Genomic DNA, 20,307 nt, shown 5'->3' with positions numbered 1-20,307 from the left:
ATTTTCTTTGATGAGTCGGTGAAGTTATGAATAAAAAAATGGTTGTTGCACTTTTCATAACCATGATGATGTTGATTGCCTTGCCTGCGGCATTTCGCGCCGAAGGTGAAGGAGAGCGCACCGCAAATAAACTCTCCGACAAAAGCAAATTTTCTTATCCGGACAACCGCATGGGTGAACAGAAAGATTTATCCGATAAATTCATGTTCGCGCGCATTCATTTCGGGCCGATTTTCCCCGGCGGATACTGGGGAGATCGCGGCGAACAATGGTCACATGATTTCCCTGAAGCCGGACTTCATTTAAGAAAAATTTTGTCCGAAGTCTCAAAAACGCCGGTGTATGTTGAAGAAAACGAATATGTATTCACCTTCAACGACCCGAACCTTCACAAATACCCATTGGCTTATATTTGTGAAGTCGGGCATCTCGATATGAGTGAAGATGAAATCAAAGGGATGCGCGAATATTTGCTGCGCGGTGGGTTTTTAATCGTCGATGATTTTCGCGGCGATTGGGAATATCAAAACTTTTTTGAATATGTCAAACGCGCCTTTCCCGAAGAAGAATATAAAATCAAACCGCTCGACGTATCGCATCCGATTTTCAACTGTTTTTTCTCAATCAAAACACTGGAACTCAATCCGATGTATCGCCAGCGCGGCTATAATTTCAATCCGCAATTTCTGGGAATGGAAGATAAACACGGTCGCTTGATGATGATTATCAATTTTAACTATGATGTGAGCGATTACTGGCAATGGTCAAACGACCCATTTGCGCCGATAGAAGAATCGAATACCGCTTATAAATTCGGCGTCAATTACATCTTTTACGCGATGACACATTGATTAGAGTGATGAGCGATGAGTAATGCGTGATGAGTATTAAAGGTTTGCTCATCACGCATTACTCATCGCTCATCATTCACAGAGGAGATAATGGCAATAGACACGAGAGAGATTGTTCAAGAAGATGCACTTTTGGAAAAACTGCTTTCCGCGCGAGAGCAAATAATTCACGAAGTCAGAAAAGTAATTGTCGGGCAAGATGAGGTTGTTGATCAGGTGTTGATTTCGCTGTTTGTCGGCGGTCACTCACTGGTGAGCGGGGTGCCGGGACTGGCGAAAACCTTGTTGATTCGCACGGTCGCCAACATCCTGGATTTATCATTCAAACGCATTCAATTTACTCCTGATTTGATGCCGTCTGACATCACCGGAACCGATGTGATTGAAGAAGACCGCGCCACCGGTCATCGCCAGATGCAATTTATTCGTGGTCCGCTGTTTGCCAACATCGTGCTGGCAGATGAAATCAACCGCACCCCGCCCAAAACCCAGGCGGCGTTACTTGAAGCCATGCAGGAAGGCAGCGTTACGGTTCAAGGCACGACTTATAATCTCCCGAAACCGTTTTATGTGCTCGCCACCCAAAACCCGATTGAAATGGAAGGCACCTATCCGTTGCCGGAAGCGCAACTCGACCGCTTTATGTTCAACATCCGTATCGGCTATTTGAGCGAAGATGATGAAGTCGAAGTGGTCAGCCGCACCACTTCGGTTCAGGAATTCAATTTTGAACAAAATGTTTCGGGTGAAGATATTCTCGCCTTTCAAAAACTGGTTCGCCGTGTACCGATTTCCGAAGCCGTAACCCGCTATGCCGTTAAACTGGTCACTGCAAGTCGCCCGGTTGTGGACGGCGCGCCGGATTTCATTAAAAAATGGGTGAACTGGGGCGCGTCGATTCGCGCTTCGCAATTTCTGGCGCTCGGCGGTAAAGCGCGCGCCGTCATCAGCGGGCGTTACAATGTCAGCGTTGAAGACATTCGCGCCCTCGCCTATCCGATTTTACGCCATCGCATTTTATTGAATTTCCATGCGGAATCCGAGCGCGTCAATTCAGATGATGTGATTAAACGGTTGATTGAAACGGTTCCCGCGCCAAAATCGGGGTTGTAGGGTTAGCAAATGTTGGTCGCAGTATTTTTCCTTTCTATCCAATTGAGTTTTTCTCAAACGGGTACAAATGCGAAAAAAAACGATAGGGATATAGCGCATCTGGTTGGGCAGCCAAAAACTTTAGCAGTTCAACAATCACCCTTGACCGAAAGTTCAGGAAAATGGATTGAAGGGAAGCGCGAAACCGTCAGTACCAGTAACTTCGATGAACAAGGGCGAATGCTTGAATTCAATTTTTATCCCAACGCCAAATCTTCGATTAAACGGGTAATGAGTTACGACCGCGAGGGCAACCGGCAGGAAAAACTGATGCGTTATCGGGTGATTGATGAAGCGACAAATAAATGCGAACTCATTGCTGACCCGACAACCTTTAATGTCGTTTTGATATTTGACACGGAAGGCAATCTCGTCGGCGAAGATAAATTCTCGCTTGGCGGAAACCTCATTGAAGAGAAGACCTATAAATTCGATACGGACAATAATCGTGAGGAATTAATCATCACCGGCGCCGATAAAGCTTTTTTGTCGAGGTGTGTCGAGGGGTTTGATGGGCGAGGTCGGGCTGTTGAAAAAACTTGTTTCGACGCCCAAGGCGCAATCCTTGTGAAAGAGACCTATGAGGGAATGGAATTTGATTCCAAAGGCAATTGGGTTAAGCGCGTTGAAACCATTAACCAGTTGAAAGACGGGAATCTCATCCCGATTAGTAAAATGGTCACCCATCGCGCCATTCATTACTATCCGCCCGCGCCGCCTGTCGTTGCGATTGAAAAGCCTTTGGAAGAAGCGAAAAAAGAATCTGAGACAAGCAAATCTCACCCCACCCCCATTCAATCTGCTCCGGTGATCAGTGAGGTGATTGCGGCGAAAGCCATTAAAAAAGTTGAACCGTCATACCCTTCATTTGCGCGCAGTATGGGGGTGAGTGGCAGTGTGACCATTGAGATTACCATTGATGAACGCGGAAAGGTTACGAAAGCCGAAGCCGTGAGTGGCCCACCGCAACTTCGTCAGGCGGGAATAGATGCCGCCAAACGCTGGGAATATCAACCGGCAACCGCCAATGGCAATCCGATTCCATCAACTACCAGAATCACATTTAATTTTGTGAGATAAAAAAACGTATGCCGATTGTCAGCCCAACAGGAACCCGTTATCTCGCGCCGGAAATTCTGGCGCGTATCAATTCATTGGAACTGATTGCCCGGTCAGTGGTCGAAGGGTTTATTTCCGGGCTTCATCGTTCACCCTACTTAGGCTTTTCAACCGATTTTGCGGAACACCGTCAATACATGCCGGGTGATGATTTACGTCACCTGGATTGGAAATTACTCGCCCGCACCGACCGTTTGTACATCAAAAAATATCAAGGTGATACCAATACTCAGATGATGGTGATGGTTGATACCAGCGGTTCGATGGGCTATGCGAGCAGTGAGGTGACTAAATTGCAATACGCCCAATACCTCGCTTCATCACTTGCCTATCTGGGTGTGCGGCAACATGATTCCGTGGGTTTGATTGCCTTCAATGAATCGGCAGTTGAGCACATTCCGGCACTGTCGCGCACCGGTCATTTGCGAACCGTACTGGGTGTGATTGAGCGGTTGCAGGCTAAACAGGGAACGGCGATTTCAGAACAACTGCATCGCATCGCTGAAATATTAAATCGCCGCAGCATCATCGTTTTGCTTTCGGATTTGTATGACGAGCCGCAAAAAGTTAAGGAAGGATTGGAGCACCTGAGATTTGAAGGCAATGAGGTCATCGTTTTTCAGTTAATGGACAAACGCGAAATTGATTTTGATTTCAAAGAGCCGGTGGTGCTCGAAGACCTCGAATCCGAAGAACAATTGCACGTTCAGCCGGAAACCTTGCGCGACGAATATTTGCGAATCATCAACGCGCATATTGAAGCCATCCGTGAAGCCGCGACCGCCAACCGGGTTGATTATGAATTGTTGAAGACCAATGAACCGTTAGACCAGGCGCTTTCAGCCTATTTGAACCGGCGTTCGCATTTTGGTTAAGGTGATTGAGATGAGCAAAAGATTGTTTGATGATACGGATGAGGCGACTGAAAAAGTTCTCATTGAACTGACTCGTCAAATGCCCGACTGGAAAAAATTTCAACAAATTGACTCGCTAACCAATGCGTGCAGGCAAATGACGCTTAATGGTATCAAGAGCCGTTATCCTGATGCTGACGAAACTGAAATTAGAAAAAAATTTGCTGGATTACTTTATAAATGTGAAAACCTCATCACAAGTGGCGATTGAACCCGAATTAGGAGCGTACAAAATGAACAATCCAGCAACAGCAGTTTTGCTGCGCGTCGTTGAAAAGCTCGACGACTTGAATATCCCATATGTCGTCGGTGGTTCTTTTGCCAGTTCTTTACATGGTATGGCGCGAGCTACGAACGATGTTGATTTCGTAGTTGCAATCTCTCTGAAGCAAGTGAAAGCCTTTGTCGCGTCATTTGAAAATGAGTTTTACCTTGATGAACAAGCAATTATCAAGGCGATTCAACTCAAAAAATCCTTTAATATGATTCACCTCGAATCAATCTTTAAGGTGGATATGTTTATCGCTAAATTTGGAGGGTTTCAGGAACAAGAACTTAAACGACGACAGTTGCAGCAGGTTTCTCAACATGCTGAAGATCGGGCATATATTGCCAGCCCCGAAGATACTATTCTGGCAAAATTAGATTGGTATCGAAAAGGCAATTTTACCTCTGATAAACAATGGCAAGATATTGCAAGTATTATCAAAATTCAGGGTGATAAATTAGACATTGATTATTTGAAACAATGGTCAAAGGAGCTTGGTTTAAGTGGACTGCTTGACAAAGCCTTGAGCGAATCTTTTGGTGAATAACGGATTAAGATATTCAGCCTTATCTCAAATTGAAATTTATAATCGGAAACTCTAATGGCATTTTTAAATCCATTTTTTTTGGTCGGCGTTTTAGCAGCGGGTATTCCTATTCTCGTGCATCTGGTCAGGCGTACACGCGCCCAGAAAGTTTTTTACCCGTCGCTGATGTTTCTTAGAAAAATCGAGCAGAAGACGGTTCGCCGTCGCCATTTGAGAAACTGGTTGCTGCTGGCGTTAAGGTGTCTCGCCATTATGCTGCTGGCGCTGGCGTTCGCCCGTCCCTATTTTACCAACAGCCGGATGCAGGCAGCGACCGCTACCCAAAACAGCGTGATATTGATTGATGCTTCCGCGAGTATGCGCTATGCGGATTATTTTGAACGCGCCAAAAAAGCGGTTCGCAATGTTATTGATAACGCCGCAAATGGCGAACATCTCGCGCTTGTCAGTTTTACCCAGAGCTATGAAATACTGCGCCCGTTGAAAAACGATAAAGCCGAACTCCATCAAATCCTCGACCAGTTAAAACCGACGCTTGCTGCAACCGATTATTTACAGGCGATTCAAGCGGGCGATGCGATTTTGAAAGAGACCGGAAAAGGCGACCGCAAAATTTACCTGATTTCCGATTTTCAAAATTCCGGTTGGAACCGCGCGACCACGCAACCCAAAATTGCTGCGGATGTGAAATTGATTCCGATTGATGTCGGGGAAACGGCTGTGACCAACTTGGCAATTACTGATGTGAAAGCCGACCCGGTAATCTATACTCAAAAATATTCCGGCAAGGTCACCGCCATAGTAAATAATTTCGGCAATGAAATTTTCGACGGCACGGTGGATTTCAAATTAAACGATCTGGCGGTTGAGCGCAGAGAAATCTCGCTTGATGGCAGGGCTTCCAAAACCATCGAATTTACCGGCTTCAATGTTCCCGATGGTTCAAATCGCGCCAGCATCGAAATCACCAATGACAGTTTTAATTTCGATAACAAAAACCATTTCATCATTCGTCGTGAAAACCAGACCAGGATTCTGGCGATTGAGACGCCGTCGCGTGGTCGCAGCGAAAGCCTCTACCTGCAACAGGCGCTACTTGCCGGTGAGAACAATCGCTTTGAACTTACTTTGAAGTCGCCGGGCAACGTAAACCCGGATGAATTGAATGAATACCGCGCCATCATCATCAATGATGTCGTGACGTTAAGTGATCAGCTTTCAGGCGCGATAAAAAATTTTGTCGAGCGTGGTGGCGGGTTGATTATCGCCGCAGGCAAACATGCCGAGGCGAGCGATTATAACCAGAATTTTAAAGGCATCATACCTGCTACTCTCTCCGATGTCGCGCAAACTCGCGGCGGCTACGCTTTGATGAGTCAGATTAAAGCTGACCATCCGGTGTTCAGCCCGTTTTCAAAAAGCGGTCGATTAACCTCTACGCGGGTTTATTCCTACCATCGCGTTGAGCTTAAAGAGACGGCGGCGGTGCTTGCGGCATTGGATGATGGCAGCCCTGTTTTAATCGAGGGGTTGGCAGGTCGCGGAAAGGTTTTGTTGATGACCACCACCCTCGACACCGCCTGGAATGATTTGCCGCTGACGCCGATGTTTTTACCGCTGGTTCGCCAGATGCTGGAACATCTGACCGGCGATGAAGGCACGATTGCTTACAAGGTCGGTCAGGTGTTTACTGCGCCACCGGATGCGGAAGGCAATTATCCGGCGGTTGAAAACCCGTTGGGTGGTCGTGTTGAAGATGCTCGCAGAACTGCTTCAGGCGAACTTGCCATTGATGCCATTGAGACAGGCTTTTATCGTTTGCGTTACCGGGAAAAAGCCGAAAATGCGGCGGTTAATATCGATGCCAGAGAATCGGATTTTACCAGGTTGAATACCAATGAATTGATTGCCGGGGTTACGCAAAACCCTGATGACAATATTCAACCGATTGCCTCAAGCCATCAAACCCAAGAGGAACTCGAGTCCAAACAACGTTGGTGGTTGCCGTTAATCATTCTGGCGCTCTTATTTTTTGTTGCAGAAGCGATACTGGCACGCCGCATTCGCATCGCGAAACTTGTCAGTTAGCTTCCTGACATTTATCAAGAGCGGAAAAATTTATTTTTGAATGAATGGGTTTGGAAGTGTCAGTTACAGGTTTACATTTTACAAAACGCGGGGCTTGCAAAAACGATGGTATCCTGAAAAACTACTTGTGCGTTCCTGATTCAGTGCAACCAGCCCTAAGACAATTTGCGATGAGCAAGGATCAATAATTCACTATCGGTATTTTCTTCGATGGTGATTGTCTTTGAAGCCTGGACAAGGATTTTGATTTCAGTGGAACAGATAATTTGAAACCCGGTCGATAAATTACCAAGGGGGATTATGTGATGCGTCCTCAACAATCGAAAATCAATGAAGTCATCGGTAAAGTTCGCGCGCGAATTAAAACCCGGCAAGTGTTGTTTGGGGTTTTAATCACGCTGGCGATTGCGGCTGTTACCTTCATTTCAGCGGCGGTTTTAGCCAATCGGTTTTATTACAAACCCAATCTATTGGTGGCGCTTCGCATCATTCCTTTTCTACTGACTCTGAGTTCGGCAATCTGGTTGGTGATGTTGCCGCTTCGCAAACGCATTGGCGACATACAAATTGCACGATTAATCGAAGAAAAAGTCCGTTTGGATGACCGCGTGACAACGGCAGTCGAGTTTGCTGAAAATGAAAAAAATGCCTCGCCCGCCATCTTAACCCGCCTGAGAAAAGATGCCGATGAAAGACTGGCGAATGCTGACCTGAATCGCATCGTTGACCCGCGTCAGGCTTACGGATACGGCGCAGGCGCTTTAATTCTGCTTGCCGCGCTCATTGGTTCGATGTGGATTTCCAAACCGGTGTCAGGCGGCATCGGCAGGCTGTTCGGCGGACTTACGGATACGGCATCCGCCGATGCGATGTTTATCGAAATCCTTCCGGGGAATGCCAAAGTTCCGCGTGGTTCCGATCAACGGTTGAAAGCTTTGCTTCGCGGGTTTGACGCGAGTGTAGCGCAAATTTTCATTCGCAAGATGAGTGATGCCAACTGGCTGGCAACGGCGATGGAGCCTGCGAAAAACCTCAACGAATTTCAACACACGATTTTCAATATTCAGGATTCGATTGTCTATTATGTCGAATCGAATAATATTCGTTCGCCGGAATACACGCTCGAAGTCGCCGACCTTCCATATGTCAAACAACTTGATCTGGTTTTAAATTTCCCGGCTTTTTCCGGGCTTCCTTCCAAGAAAATCGAAAACGGCGGAGAGGTCGCGGCATTAAAAGGCACGGTCGTTTATGTGACGGCGATTCTCAGCGGAAAAGTTAAATCAGCCCGCATCGTTTTAAATGACGGCAGCAAATTTGAAATGTCGCCGGATTTGGAAAATGCGCCGGAAAACGAGATTCGGTTTGTCGGGTCATTTACCGTGACAAAAGAGGGAACCTATAAAATCGAAATCACCAGCGAAGAAGGCGAAAAGTATAACGGTTCAAATGAATATGACATCACCCTGCTTGAAGATGCGCCGCCGACGGTGCTTTTCGATAAACCCGGACGCGATGCCAAAGTTACCAACATTCAGGAAGTTTTCACACAGGCGCGCGCCGAAGATGATTTCGGGGTTGCTGCAATCGAACTCTTTTATCAAGTGAATGGTGGCGAAGAAAAACACGTCGCTTTGCAGGATTTGAAACGCGATGAGCCGAAAACCTTAACCGGGTCTTATACATTTTTCCTCGAAGAATTGGGTTTGCAGGTCGGCGATTTTGTCTCCTATTACGCCAAAGCCAAAGACAACAGCGGTCAGGAATCCACTTCGGATATTTATTTCATGGAAGTGCGACCGTTTGAGCGTGAATTTCGCCAGTCGCAACAACAGGGGCAAGGGCAGGGACAGGGCGAGCAGGATTCAAACGCGCTGGCAAAAAAACAACGCGAAATTATTGCCGCTACTTTCAGAGTTCAGCGGGAAGAGAAAACCTACACGCCCGAAGAAAAGGACGAGAATTTCGGCACCGTGACGCTGAGTCAGGAAAAACTCAAAGGTGAAGCCGACCAGTTAATCGAGCGCATTCGACGGCGTATGGGCGCTCAGTTAAACAGCAATCAGCAATTTGCCCAGTTGGTTGAATATTTAACCAAGGCTTCTGCGGAGATGGATATTGCAAAAGACAAATTGCGCGAGAAATCGACGAAAGATGCGCTGCCCCCGGAACAACGGGCGTTGCAGCAATTGTTGAAAGCCGAAGCGGTTTTCCGCGAGATGCAAATTGCTCAGGGACAAGGGCAGGGGCAAGGGCAGCAGCAACAGGATCGTGACCTGGCGGATTTATTTGAACTGCAACTCGACAAGATGAAGAACCAGTACGAGACCGTTCAACGACAGCAACAGTCGCAACAGAATCAGGAACAGGATGAACTGGCTCGTAAAATGGAAGAGTTGTCGAGACGGTTGCAAAAAGAACTCGAAGGGCGTCAGCGTTCGCAGATGCAACAACAAGGCGGCGGTGGTGGCGGTTCGCAACGCCAACAACAGGAAATGATTGAAGAGTTGCAGAAGATGGCGCGTCAACTTGAAAAATTGTCGCGTGATCGCCGTGACCAGAAAATGCAGGAAGCCGCGCAACAATTGCGCCAGGCGGCAGAAGATTTGAAACGCTCACAGTCGCAATCGGCTCAATCGCAGAATTCGCAACAATCGAGCGGCAATCAATCGGACGCCAATTCCGCAATGCAACGCGCCCAACAGCGATTGCAACAGGCTCAGCGCATGATGAATTCCGCCAACCAATCGCGCGGTCAACAAAATGTTCAACAACTTCGCCAACGCGCAGAAGAGGCGATTAAGAAACAGAATGATATTCAACGAAGCGTCGATGAGTTGAGCCGCAATGGGCAAAGCGGCAATCAGGAGAAGAAAGACCAACTCGCCGAGCGCAAACAAACCTTAGCCGATCAGGTCGCAGGGCTTGAACAGGACATTGACCAAACGGCGCGCAATATGGGTTCCGAAAAACAACAGGCTGCCGATAAATTGCGCGATGCCGCCAATGCCATTCGTCGCAATCGCATTCCCGATAAAATCAAACAGAATAAAGAATTGATTGATCGCGGTTATATGGATCAAGCGAAAGAACGCGAAAAGGTTATTCAGGGAAATCTGGAAGAAGTATTGAAAAATTTGCAGGCTGCCGAGGGCAATGCCAATCGCCGTCAAGGTGATAGCGGTGAAGAGGCGATGAATAAAGCCCGTGAGATTGCCGATAGTTTGGAATCCCTGCGTCGCAAGATGGACGGACAACAGGGGCAGCAGAATCAAAACGGGCAACCGGGAGAGCGAGGTCAACAAAACCAACAGGGCGGTCAACCAGATCGTCAAAATCAACAAGACAACCAACAAGCGCAGAATGGACAACAGGGAAATCAAAGGGGCAATCAGCAAGGGCAGCAACAAGCTCGAAATGGGCAACAGGGTAATCAACAAGGACGCAATCAACAGGGTCGCCAACAGGGCAATCAACAAGGTCAGCAAGCGAATGGTCGCCAACAAGGTGGTCAACAACAAGGCGGACAACAGTCAGGTCAACAAGGCAGTCGGCAACAGGGACAGCAACAAGCTCAGGGTGGTCGTCAACAAGGCGGACAGCAGCAAGGCGGACAACAACCGGGTGGACAACAGGGGCGTAATAATCAACCCAGTAATTCGACCAATCCTGAAATGCAATCGGAATTTATGGGCGGTGGCGGACCGCCGCGCACAGGTGACCGTCAACTCGACAGTGAACTCCGTCAAAGAGAATCGGATTTGCGTGAATTGAAACAAATGTTGAAAAATAATCCCGATTTGGGACGTGAAGTGGATCGCGCCATTGATGCGCTTCATCGCATCAACCCCAATCCGTTTAACGACCCAGCGCAAATGGCGCTGCTCAAGAGCGAGATTATTGACCCGCTGCGCCAGATTGAATTCGAGTTGGCGCGCCGGCTTGCGGCAAAACAGGGCAATCGCAATGGCGCAATAAACGATGGGGAAGCGCCTGATCGGTATCGCAAACAAATCGAAGATTACTATCGTCGATTGTCATCGCGTAATCCGAATGAAAAGAAATAACCCGAATAATTGGAGAGATAATTGATGAAATTCAAAGCGTTGATGCTTTCAATCAGTTTAATCGCATTTTTTTCAACGAGCGTGGTTCCGGCAACTCAGGCGAAAGACCATAAAGAGTTTGCCGCCTTGAGTGCGCGGCTTTCGGAATCGGGAGGGTTTTTCGATTCCGATAATTTGATTTCCAATGAAACGTCCTACCTCCATGTGTTTGGCAAACTGAACGAATTTAAAACCAAAGGCGGTGTCTATATCGGTGTCGGGCCCGATCAGAATTTTACCTATATTGCCAAAATTCGCCCGACCCGCGCCATTATGCTTGATATTCGTCGAGATAATTTGTTGCATCATCTGTTTTTCAAAACCCTGTTCATTCAGGCGCGTAGCCGCATCGAATACCTCAGCCTGTTATTTGGAAAACCGTTTCCTAAAACCAAAGGTTGGGAAGAGAAAGATATAAAAGGGTTGGTCGAGTACATTGATTCCACGCCTTCGGATCAAAAATTATTCGATAAAACCCTAGAAACGGTTCGCCGTGAAGTGCAAAAATATGACCTTAAACTTTCGGAAACCGACCTGAGAACCATCGAAACCATTCAACAAGCTTTTTATAGCGCAGGACTGGATATTCGCTATTCGAGCCACAATCGCCCGCCGCGCTCAATCTATCCGACTTACAGAGACTTGCTTCTGGAAAAAGATTTAACCGGACAACAGAACAATTACCTCTGTCGGGAAGATGACTGGCAGTTTTTAAAACGCCTGCAGGAACAGGATTTGATTATCCCTTGCACCGGCGATTTAGCGGGAACCCAGGCAATGAAAGCGGTAGCCAAATATGTGAATGAATTGAAAGAAAAAGTCTCGGCTTTTTATGTTTCAAATGTCGAATTTTATGTTCATCGCCAAGGACAATACGACAAGTTTATTGAAAATGTCGCGGCTTTGCCGATTGATAAAAACAGCCTGATTATTCGCAGTTATTTCAATTATTACGCGCCGCTGCATCCGCAATATGAACCCAATCATTTCAGCACGCAATTGTTGCAACGCATCGAAGATTTATTGAAGATGTGCAAAGCCGGTGAATGTGAAACCTATGAAAACGTGGTGACCAAATATTCCATCCCCTTGCGGTGATTGATTGCGGGCGCACAGGTTGATTGCGTAAGGTTTACATTTTTTAATTTTCTTTTTCATATCGGGGCGGTCTATGACCGCCTTTGATTTTCCCTGAAAGTTGGGGTTTTGATGAAGGTCGTAATTTTAGGCGATGTGGTCGGCAACCCCGGTCGCGCGGTTTTGTGTCAATCAATCAGACAATTAAAAAAACAGTATGAAGCCGAATTTGTCATTGCCAACGTCGAAAATGCTGCGGATGGCGCAGGGATTAATACAAAAATCGGTGAAGAGATGCTGACAGCGGGCGTCGATGTTATGACCTCCGGCAATCACATCTATGATAAAAAAGAGGGCATCGCTTACATCGAAAATCAGCCAAGATTATTACGTCCGGCAAATTACGCCTCGGAAACACCCGGACGCGGCGTGTGGTTTGGGGCAACCGAATCCGGCACGCCCATTGCCGTCATTAATCTTCAAGGGCGCATTTTTATGCCGCCGACCGATTGTCCTTTTAAAATGGCGGATAAATTAATTGGCGAGGTGGCTTCACGCGCCAGAATCATTATCGTTGATTTTCATGCCGAAGCAACCTCGGAAAAAATTGCTTTCGGTCGTTATGTTGATGGTCGGGTGTCTGTCGTTGTCGGAACGCATACCCATGTGCAAACTGCCGATGAACAGATTTTCCCGAAGGGCACCGCCTACATTACCGATTTGGGCATGACCGGTCCGCACGATTCGGTTATCGGGGTGCAGTCGCAGGTTGTCATCCAACGATTTCTTCGTGGAATGCCTATTCGATTTGAACCTGCAACCGGTGATGCGCGGGTCAGTGGCGTCGTCGTCGAAATCGAAGAACAATCCGGCAAAGCCATTAGCATTGAACGGATTCAAGGCTAAATGATATGTGTAATTCCGGTGGGTGATTTTCTTTGGAGGGTTGTAAAGAGTTGCAGCTTTCGCGTAATTCTAAAATCTGTAAAGGGGTGGTGATAAAACCAACCGCTTCAGATTTGGCAATAACGGTTCCTTGAAGTATGAAAGTTATTATTGCCCGATGGTATTTTTTGAGTGAAAATGGCAACAATCGGCTGACAACTGATACCCTCCCTTCGGGTAATAACCTCGCAAAAATAGCAGTGGAGTTGAACAATGAATGAGAATATTTTTCGTGAATATGATATTCGCGGAGTTGTGGGAAAAGATTTAACCGAAGATTCGGTGTATCGCGTAGCGCGCGCCATCGGCACCTTTTATCGAAAGCGCAACATCACCCGCGTGAGCTTGGGTCGCGACGCTCGCGAGAGTTCACCGATATTTCGCGACATCATGATTCATGGGTTGAATGAATCAGGGTGTGATGTTGTCGATATTGGCATGGTGCCGACCCCTTTGCTCTATTACTCGCTGTTTACCGATAGCCTTAATGTTGATGCGGGCGTCATGATAACCGGCAGCCATAACCCTGCCGATAATAATGGTTTTAAAATCTGTTTCAATAAGAGTTCAATTTATGGCGAGCAAATCAAGGAAATTAAATCCTATGCCTTGTCCAAAGAGTTCGCCACCGGACAGGGAAGTTCGACCGAACGCGACATTGTGCCGTGTTATTTCAAATTTCTAAAATCAAATATCAAACTCGGCAATCGTAAATTGAAAGTTGTCGTGGATGCCGGAAATGGCATGGGCGGAATTATCGGCGCGCCGCTTTACAGACAAATGGGATGCGAAGTTGTCGAATTATTTTGCGAGCCGGACAGCCGCTTTCCCAACCACCACCCCGACCCGACAGTAATCGAAAATATGCAACACGCCATTAAAGCCGTCCACGAACATTCGGCGGATTTGGTGATTGCCTTTGATGGCGACGGCGACCGCATCGGTGTGGTTGATGAAAAAGGCAAAATCATTTGGGGCGATCAATTGATGGTCATTTTTTCACGCGCCATTTTAAAAGAAATTCCCGGCGCTACTTTTATTGCCGAAGTGAAGTGTTCAAAAACCCTGTTTGATGACATTGCCAAACACGGCGGCAATGCGGTGATGTGGAAAGTCGGGCATTCGTTAATCAAAGCCGCAATGAAGGAAAAACAAGCGGTACTTGCCGGTGAAATGAGCGGGCATATCTTTTTCGCCCATCGCTACTTCGGTTATGACGATGCGGTTTATGCAGGGGCGCGGTTACTGGAAATTTTATCGAATACCGAGCAACCGTTGTCCGCGCTTCTGGAAGATTTACCCAAAACCATCAACACTCCGGAAATCCGTTTTGATTGTCCCGATGAGAAAAAATTTGACATCGTTAAACTGTTGACCGAAGCCTTTAAACAAACCCACGAAGTCATCGACATTGATGGCGCGCGGATTTTGTTTGAACACGGTTGGGGGCTGGTTCGCGCTTCTAATACTCAACCGGTATTGGTTATGCGTTTTGAAGCCGAAAGCGAAAACCATTTGACTGCTATCCGAAATGCCGTTGAAGCCAAATTGAACGAACTGGTTCACGAGTAAAAAATAAGGAGCGGAAGATGAATTCCCGCTCCTTATCCGTTTCAAAATACCTCAAGATACTTCAAACCCGAACCCGTATTGAATAAAACAATTCGTTCGTCTTTGGCTACCTGATTGTTATCAATCATTTTTTTCAACGCCGGTAAAAGCGCGCCGCCTTCGGGAGCCACAAATATTCCTTCCGAAGATGAGATGGTTTTGGTGCCCTCAATCAATTCCGCGTCGGTAACTGAAATGGCGGTGCCGCCGCTTTTGCGAATGATGTCGAGCATAATAAAATCGCCAACCGCTTTGGGTACACGTAACCCTGATGCCACAGTATGGGCGTCAGGAATGTCTGCTCCCACTGTTGCGCCCGCCGCAAAGGCTTTGACAACCGGCGCGCAACCGTCGGCTTGAACGCTGACCATACGCGGACGACGCGAATCAATCCAACCCATTTGCTCCATTTCATCGAAGGCTTTCCACATGCCGATAAGCCCAGTGCCGCCGCCCGTCGGATAGAGAATCACATCCGGTAATTGCCAGTTCATCTGCTCGGCTACTTCATAGCCCATCGTTTTTTTGCCTTCAACACGGTAAGGTTCTTTCAACGTCGAAACGTCAAACCAACCTTCGGCTTCTTTCCGTTCTGCGACAATCTTGCCGCAATCGGTTATCAGTCCGTTTATCAAAGTGACCTTTGCGCCCATCAGTTGGCATTCGATGATATTGGCTTTAGGGGTATCCTGCGGCATGAAAATATAAGCCGGGAGTCCGGCTTTGGCGGCATAGGCGGCAAGCGCGCCGGCGGCATTTCCTGCCGAGGGAACGGCTAATTTTTTAGCCCCTAATTCCTTCGCCATCGAAATCGCGACCGCCATTCCACGAGCTTTGAATGAAGCCGTCGGATTCAAGGATTCGTCTTTAATAAAGAGGTTGGTTAATCCGAGTTGTTCGCCTAAACCTTGAGCTTTGATGAGCGGTGTCATGCCTTCTCCGAGGCAAAGTTTGTTGGCGTCATTATCAACCGGTAAAACTTCGCGGTAACGCCAGAGGGTTGATTCGCGTGCGGCAAGCCGGTCTTTGGTTAAACTCTGAGCGGCTTTCGCCAAATCATAAGCGACCATTAAGGGTTTGCTGCAAGCGGGACAGAGATTATAAAGGCGACGGGGTTCGTATTCTTTCCCGCAGCCTGAGCAATAAAGATGTGTAATGTTCATTATTCACCTCAAATTTAATAGGAAAGCCGGTCAGTATAACTTTACCCATTGCCATCATCAACTTGTCGCAAGCTTTCCGGCGATGGTAGATTCGATTTTAAACCAATTTGAAAGGATTAATTTATGGCAAATAAGAAAGCAGTCATCGAAACCGATAAAGGCAACATCACCATCGAACTCTACGAAGACAAAGCGCCAATTACGGCGGGCAATTTTATTGATCTGGTGCAAAAAGGATTTTATAACGGCTTAACATTTCACCGCGTCGAGCCCAATTTCGTTATTCAAGGCGGTTGTCCGCTGGGAACCGGAACCGGCGGTTACATCGACGAAACCGGCCGCGAACGAAGAATCAAACTTGAAGTGTCAAGAGAACTGCCGCACGGCGATGCCGGTGCGATAGCGATGGCGCGGTCATCAAATCCCGACAGCGCCTCAAGCCAGTTTTATATCACGCTTGCGCCCACACCATTTTTAGATATGAATTATGCAGTCTTTGGTCGTGTGCTTGATGGCATGGATACGGTCAATCAAATTCGTCGCGGCGATAAGATGACCAAAGTCGCACTGGTTGATTGATTTGGTTGGCAAACAAAAAAGGGTAGCGATAAAGCCTACCCTTTTTTATTGGGGATGAAAGTCTAAAACAGTTGGTGATGGATTTCACCTGAATGCCGTTGAAAAGCGGTCAAAGACCGCTTTTCAACTCACGTAAAGTGCTTTGTATCTCTCGCAAATTTAAAATAGCCAAAGTTCCGGGCGTAATGAATGCCAGAGTTTTTCGGCAATAATAAATCCTACCGATTGACGACCGAATGAAATACGGGCAAAGCCGGTCATTCCGGGTCTCAGCATGCCATCGGAATTTTCAACCATCACTTCGACCGGGTAGAACCGCTGCCCGTTTTGATTGGCAATCGGTTCGGCATTGATTTTTGAAACCCGTCCGGTAAAGGTTCGACCGGGCACGGTTTTTAATTTAAAGCGAACCGAACTTTCCAACCGGACATTACTGATTTCACGTTCGCTGACTTCTATCTTCAAAAGAAATTTTTCCAGTTCACCGATGCGACAAATCTCATCACCTTTGTTGTAATGACGACCAGTGGTTTTTTGTAAATCTTCACCCAGCACGACGCCTGCGCGCGGCGCTGTGACATTCATACCATCATATTCGCGTTGTAAAATTTCCTGACGGATTTTCAAGGCTTCGAGTTGTTGACGATTGGAATGCAATTCGGCTATCAAGGCTTCAAAATTTGAACGGGCAGCGCGAGCTTCGGTTTCTGCAACCAGAGAACCGGTTTCCGTGCTGGCAGTCAAGCGGCGATGGTCAACTTTGGCAGCTTCCAAACGGGCGCGCGCCGATTGCAATTCTTTTTCGCTGATGCGCATGGCGGCAATTGCCCGGTCATAAATTTGCGAACCGACCAGTCCTTGTTCAAATAATTTTTTATAGCGTTCGACTTCTCGGCGATTGTGTTCAAGTTCGGTTTGTTTCAATTCGATTTCCGATTGCAAGATGGCAAGCGATGGCGGAAGCGATGTTGCCTCTGTTGCATTAGCCCTGATTTGTTGGGATTCCGATTGGTATTCTTCGAGAAGGCGTTTGCGTTCGGTTTCTTTCAAATTAGCTGACAGCAGGAGTTCGCTTTTGACCTTCAATTCATCTTCAATCCGCGCATTGTTGGCATTCAAGCGTTGAATTTCCGAGTTGATTTGTGTCAGTTTATCTTCGATTTCAGGATTTGCGAGTCGGGCAATTTTTGAACCTTCGGCAATCGTGTCTCCCTGCTGAACGAATATTTCAGCCAGTACCGCATCAGTGTTGGCTCTGGCGATGCCTTCACGACCGGGCGGTAATTGCAGCGTGCAATCGCTACCGGTTGAGGCTTCCCAGGGAGTAAATAGAATGGCAAAAATCAGTAACGCAAAAGCGCCTTTGAGAACAGTGCTGCGTTTAATGCTGATTCTAGCGCCGGGTGTTTTGCTTCCCGGTTTAACGGATGACGATTGATGAAACGGTTGCTCAGTAGACATCGGATTTGCTCCTTTCATCGAAGCGGATTTGAAAGCTAAAAACCAAACCTGCAAATTCCGAGCGATGGGAATCCACCACCTTTTGGTTAATAAGCCAGCCAGACCCAGGGTTATCCCTGCGCCGAAAAATCTCAGGTTATCCAATAACCAGGCTCCCGCTAAATTCAAAATGAAATAAATCAGCAGGATTGAATAGAGGATCGAGAGAATCCAATAGGAGAAAAAAAGTAGCGGGCGAGTAGGTTGAAATTTTTTTGCGGTTGAATTTCCAAGAAATTTTTCGATGAATGAGTGGATGTAATGACTGGATGCCGTTTGTAAGTTTGAAATATTCAAGGCTTGTGACAGCGCGTAATAGCCATCCAGTTTTATCAACGGATTGCAGTTCACCAATATATTTAAAGTCCCACCCAGAAGTACCAGAAAACTGAAATCCGCGATTAGCGAAAAGGGGGTTGCTAATAACCATAGCATCGCTGCCAGGGCACTCACACACAGTTGCCAGTAAATACCCGCAGCGATAACCCAGAGGCGTTGACTTTTGGTTTTCAAACGATAAATATCCGAAACATTACAATAGAAAGCCGGCAGGACGTAATAAATCATCAATACGCCCATCTCTTCAACATCGCCGCCAAAGTGTTTGCAAGCCCAGCCGTGCGCGAATTCATGCAGCACGGTAATCGACAGGGTGAACAGGATGATTGAAGCAAACCCATATTCTTTATAGGTGTATAGCGTATAGTTGGAAAATTCATCAGCCCTGACGATCAATCCAAGAAGCACGAACCCCATGACAAGAAATGACAGGATGATAAACGGTTTGGATAAAAGCCAGCCAAAACGTCTCTCTAACCAGTTTAAAAACCGGCTGGGGTTGAATAATTTGATACGCCTGTAAAGTTCCGTTTTATCGCTTTGCGGTGAAATACCAGGCGGGTTATTGCCATCGAGGAGTCCAAGCGAGTCGAGTCTGGTTAAAAACTTGATTAAGGTTGGAACTGTTGCTTTGGGCGCTGTTTGACGGCGTCCGCCTTGTGCAATATCCGATAGCGTTTGGGTTCCATCCAACTGTTTGAAAATCAGATATTCGGGGAGCCTTAATAAGAAATATTTGGCATTGAGTTTATTTCTAACGATGTAACGTGTCGTCTCACCTTCGGTTTGTTCGGTCACATCAACGGCATCGGAAACCTTAGGTGGATACCGGCAAAACTGAATTTCATTTTGCGGCTCTTTAAACATGAGACATCCCAAATTATGCCGAACCCATTAATAATCGGGGTCGGGTTAGCTGCTTGAGGTTAATTGATGGTTGAATTTTCGATAATCCTGCCGGTTGATGCCATACTTGTCGAAGACATAGCCATAGTGGGCTTCGATATTCTCATAAATCATCCCGATTTTTTCAAGGACACGTTTCGACGCCTGATTTTCAGGTCTGGTATAGGCGATGGCGCTTTCGATACCGACAACCTCGAATCCATATCCGAGACAGGCGGCAGCGGCTTCGGTGGCTAATCCCCGACCCCAGTATTCCTGAGCAAACATATAGGCGATTTCCGGTATTTTACGAATCATGGTGAACCCGCAAAAACCGATAAGAGTTTTTGACGGTTTATCAATCACTGCCCATTTACCGAGATGATGTTCTTGCCAGTAGGCATCAATATAGCGGTTGAGGAGGGCTTCTGTTTCTTCTTTTGAAGGCGGGTCTCCTTCGCCAAAAAATTTGATGACTTCCGGGTTTGAGAAGATTCGATAAAGGGCATCATAATCATTCGAGGCAAATCTTCGTAACCGTAATCGTTCGGTTTCAATTTCCGGGACGATAAAAATCGCATTATCGCCGGATACCATATCCGAAAAATTTAGATTAAGTTTGGGGAGGTTTCTTAACATTTGATTTTGCCTTTCATAAAAAGAGAAACGCGGCGATTAAGAGCAAGTATCGTCACGAGCGGGGGTAGGGTGTCGTTGACGTAGGCTCATAATCGCCGCGCATTTTGAGATTCTTGTCGGCTTAGTTGACAATCAAGATTCCAGGTGCAACCACCTCTTCCATTTCGACGATTTCCAACTCCACTAACAATTCACCATCGTTATTGATCATTTCGTTAATCATTTTCCACATCTCCTTTAATTTTTTTTGTTTCGCGCGACATACCATATGGCAACGTTTGTGCCATTCGCTTGTGGAACCTCTGAAATCGCTTAGGCTGTTTGATTGCAACAGTTTGATTGGATGAGATGAATTCCGGGTCTTGGGCGGGAACTGTGTAGCTGCTACACAGTTCCCGCCCAAGACCCGGTAAATCTCAGATAAATTAAATTATTTATTCAATTAAGGAAAACTGTGTAGCAGCTACACATCTGTGTAGCTGCTACACAGTTCCCTGAAGTCGTTCGGTTGAGGCGGAATCGAT

At 46.9% G+C, this 20,307-nt stretch carries 15 protein-coding genes; 12 read left to right on the top strand and 3 right to left on the bottom strand.

The window, feature by feature from the left end; translation table 11 throughout:
* The first annotated feature begins 26 nt into the window (after positions 1-26).
* From AB1757_22510 to AB1757_22460, 11 genes are all read left to right on the top strand, one after another.
* Positions 27-851 carry a DUF4159 domain-containing protein gene (locus tag AB1757_22510; GenBank protein ID MEW6129830.1) on the top strand — a complete coding sequence of 275 codons (825 nt, stop codon included), beginning with the start codon at positions 27-29 and terminating at the stop codon, positions 849-851.
* A 90-nt stretch (positions 852-941) separates the two neighbouring features.
* Positions 942-1,964 carry a MoxR family ATPase gene (locus tag AB1757_22505; GenBank protein ID MEW6129829.1) on the top strand — a complete coding sequence of 341 codons (1,023 nt, stop codon included), beginning with the start codon at positions 942-944 and terminating at the stop codon, positions 1,962-1,964.
* Between the two features lie 141 nt (positions 1,965-2,105).
* Positions 2,106-3,083 (top strand): energy transducer TonB, encoded by a 978-nt coding sequence (locus tag AB1757_22500; protein ID MEW6129828.1) that lies wholly within the window; start codon positions 2,106-2,108, stop codon positions 3,081-3,083.
* An 8-nt stretch (positions 3,084-3,091) separates the two neighbouring features.
* A complete protein-coding gene (locus tag AB1757_22495) occupies positions 3,092-3,997 on the top strand; it encodes a DUF58 domain-containing protein (GenBank protein MEW6129827.1) in 906 nt (301 codons plus the stop codon).
* 10 nt (positions 3,998-4,007) lie between these two features.
* Positions 4,008-4,247 (top strand): hypothetical protein, encoded by a 240-nt coding sequence (locus AB1757_22490; protein MEW6129826.1) that lies wholly within the window; start codon positions 4,008-4,010, stop codon positions 4,245-4,247.
* Between the two features lie 22 nt (positions 4,248-4,269).
* Positions 4,270-4,851, top strand: coding sequence for a DUF6036 family nucleotidyltransferase (locus AB1757_22485; GenBank protein MEW6129825.1), 582 nt, complete (start codon positions 4,270-4,272; stop codon positions 4,849-4,851).
* Positions 4,852-4,905: 54 nt separating this feature from the next.
* On the top strand, positions 4,906-6,939 hold the full coding sequence (locus tag AB1757_22480) for a BatA domain-containing protein (GenBank protein MEW6129824.1): 2,034 nt from the start codon (positions 4,906-4,908) through the stop codon (positions 6,937-6,939).
* A 305-nt stretch (positions 6,940-7,244) separates the two neighbouring features.
* Positions 7,245-11,006 carry a DUF4175 family protein gene (locus AB1757_22475; GenBank protein ID MEW6129823.1) on the top strand — a complete coding sequence of 1,254 codons (3,762 nt, stop codon included), beginning with the start codon at positions 7,245-7,247 and terminating at the stop codon, positions 11,004-11,006.
* Positions 11,007-11,030: 24 nt separating this feature from the next.
* Positions 11,031-12,143 (top strand): hypothetical protein, encoded by a 1,113-nt coding sequence (locus tag AB1757_22470; protein MEW6129822.1) that lies wholly within the window; start codon positions 11,031-11,033, stop codon positions 12,141-12,143.
* A gap of 111 nt (positions 12,144-12,254) precedes the next feature.
* Positions 12,255-13,028, top strand: coding sequence for a TIGR00282 family metallophosphoesterase (locus tag AB1757_22465; GenBank protein ID MEW6129821.1), 774 nt, complete (start codon positions 12,255-12,257; stop codon positions 13,026-13,028).
* A gap of 252 nt (positions 13,029-13,280) precedes the next feature.
* On the top strand, positions 13,281-14,639 hold the full coding sequence (locus tag AB1757_22460) for a phosphomannomutase/phosphoglucomutase (GenBank protein MEW6129820.1): 1,359 nt from the start codon (positions 13,281-13,283) through the stop codon (positions 14,637-14,639).
* A gap of 41 nt (positions 14,640-14,680) precedes the next feature.
* Here AB1757_22460 and AB1757_22455 read toward each other — a convergent pair whose 3' ends face one another.
* A complete protein-coding gene (locus tag AB1757_22455) occupies positions 14,681-15,841 on the bottom strand; it encodes a threonine synthase (protein ID MEW6129819.1) in 1,161 nt (386 codons plus the stop codon).
* A gap of 123 nt (positions 15,842-15,964) precedes the next feature.
* On the opposite strand from AB1757_22455, the gene AB1757_22450 reads away from it, so the two are divergent.
* Positions 15,965-16,420 (top strand): peptidylprolyl isomerase, encoded by a 456-nt coding sequence (locus AB1757_22450; GenBank protein ID MEW6129818.1) that lies wholly within the window; start codon positions 15,965-15,967, stop codon positions 16,418-16,420.
* A 159-nt stretch (positions 16,421-16,579) separates the two neighbouring features.
* Here AB1757_22450 and AB1757_22445 read toward each other — a convergent pair whose 3' ends face one another.
* Together AB1757_22445 and AB1757_22440 are read right to left on the bottom strand one after the other, a co-directional pair.
* Complete coding sequence (locus AB1757_22445; GenBank protein MEW6129817.1) at positions 16,580-19,126, bottom strand: efflux RND transporter periplasmic adaptor subunit; 2,547 nt, start codon at positions 19,124-19,126, stop codon at positions 16,580-16,582.
* A gap of 45 nt (positions 19,127-19,171) precedes the next feature.
* Positions 19,172-19,783 carry a GNAT family N-acetyltransferase gene (locus AB1757_22440; protein MEW6129816.1) on the bottom strand — a complete coding sequence of 204 codons (612 nt, stop codon included), beginning with the start codon at positions 19,781-19,783 and terminating at the stop codon, positions 19,172-19,174.
* Positions 19,784-20,307: the final 524 nt, after the last annotated feature.

It is taken from the genome of Acidobacteriota bacterium, from assembly GCA_040754075.1.
In the GTDB taxonomy this organism is placed as follows: Bacteria; Acidobacteriota; Blastocatellia; order UBA7656; family UBA7656; genus JBFMDH01.
The sequence above is the reverse complement of the archived record's forward strand: the minus strand, read 5'-3'. Positions and strand labels throughout refer to the sequence as shown.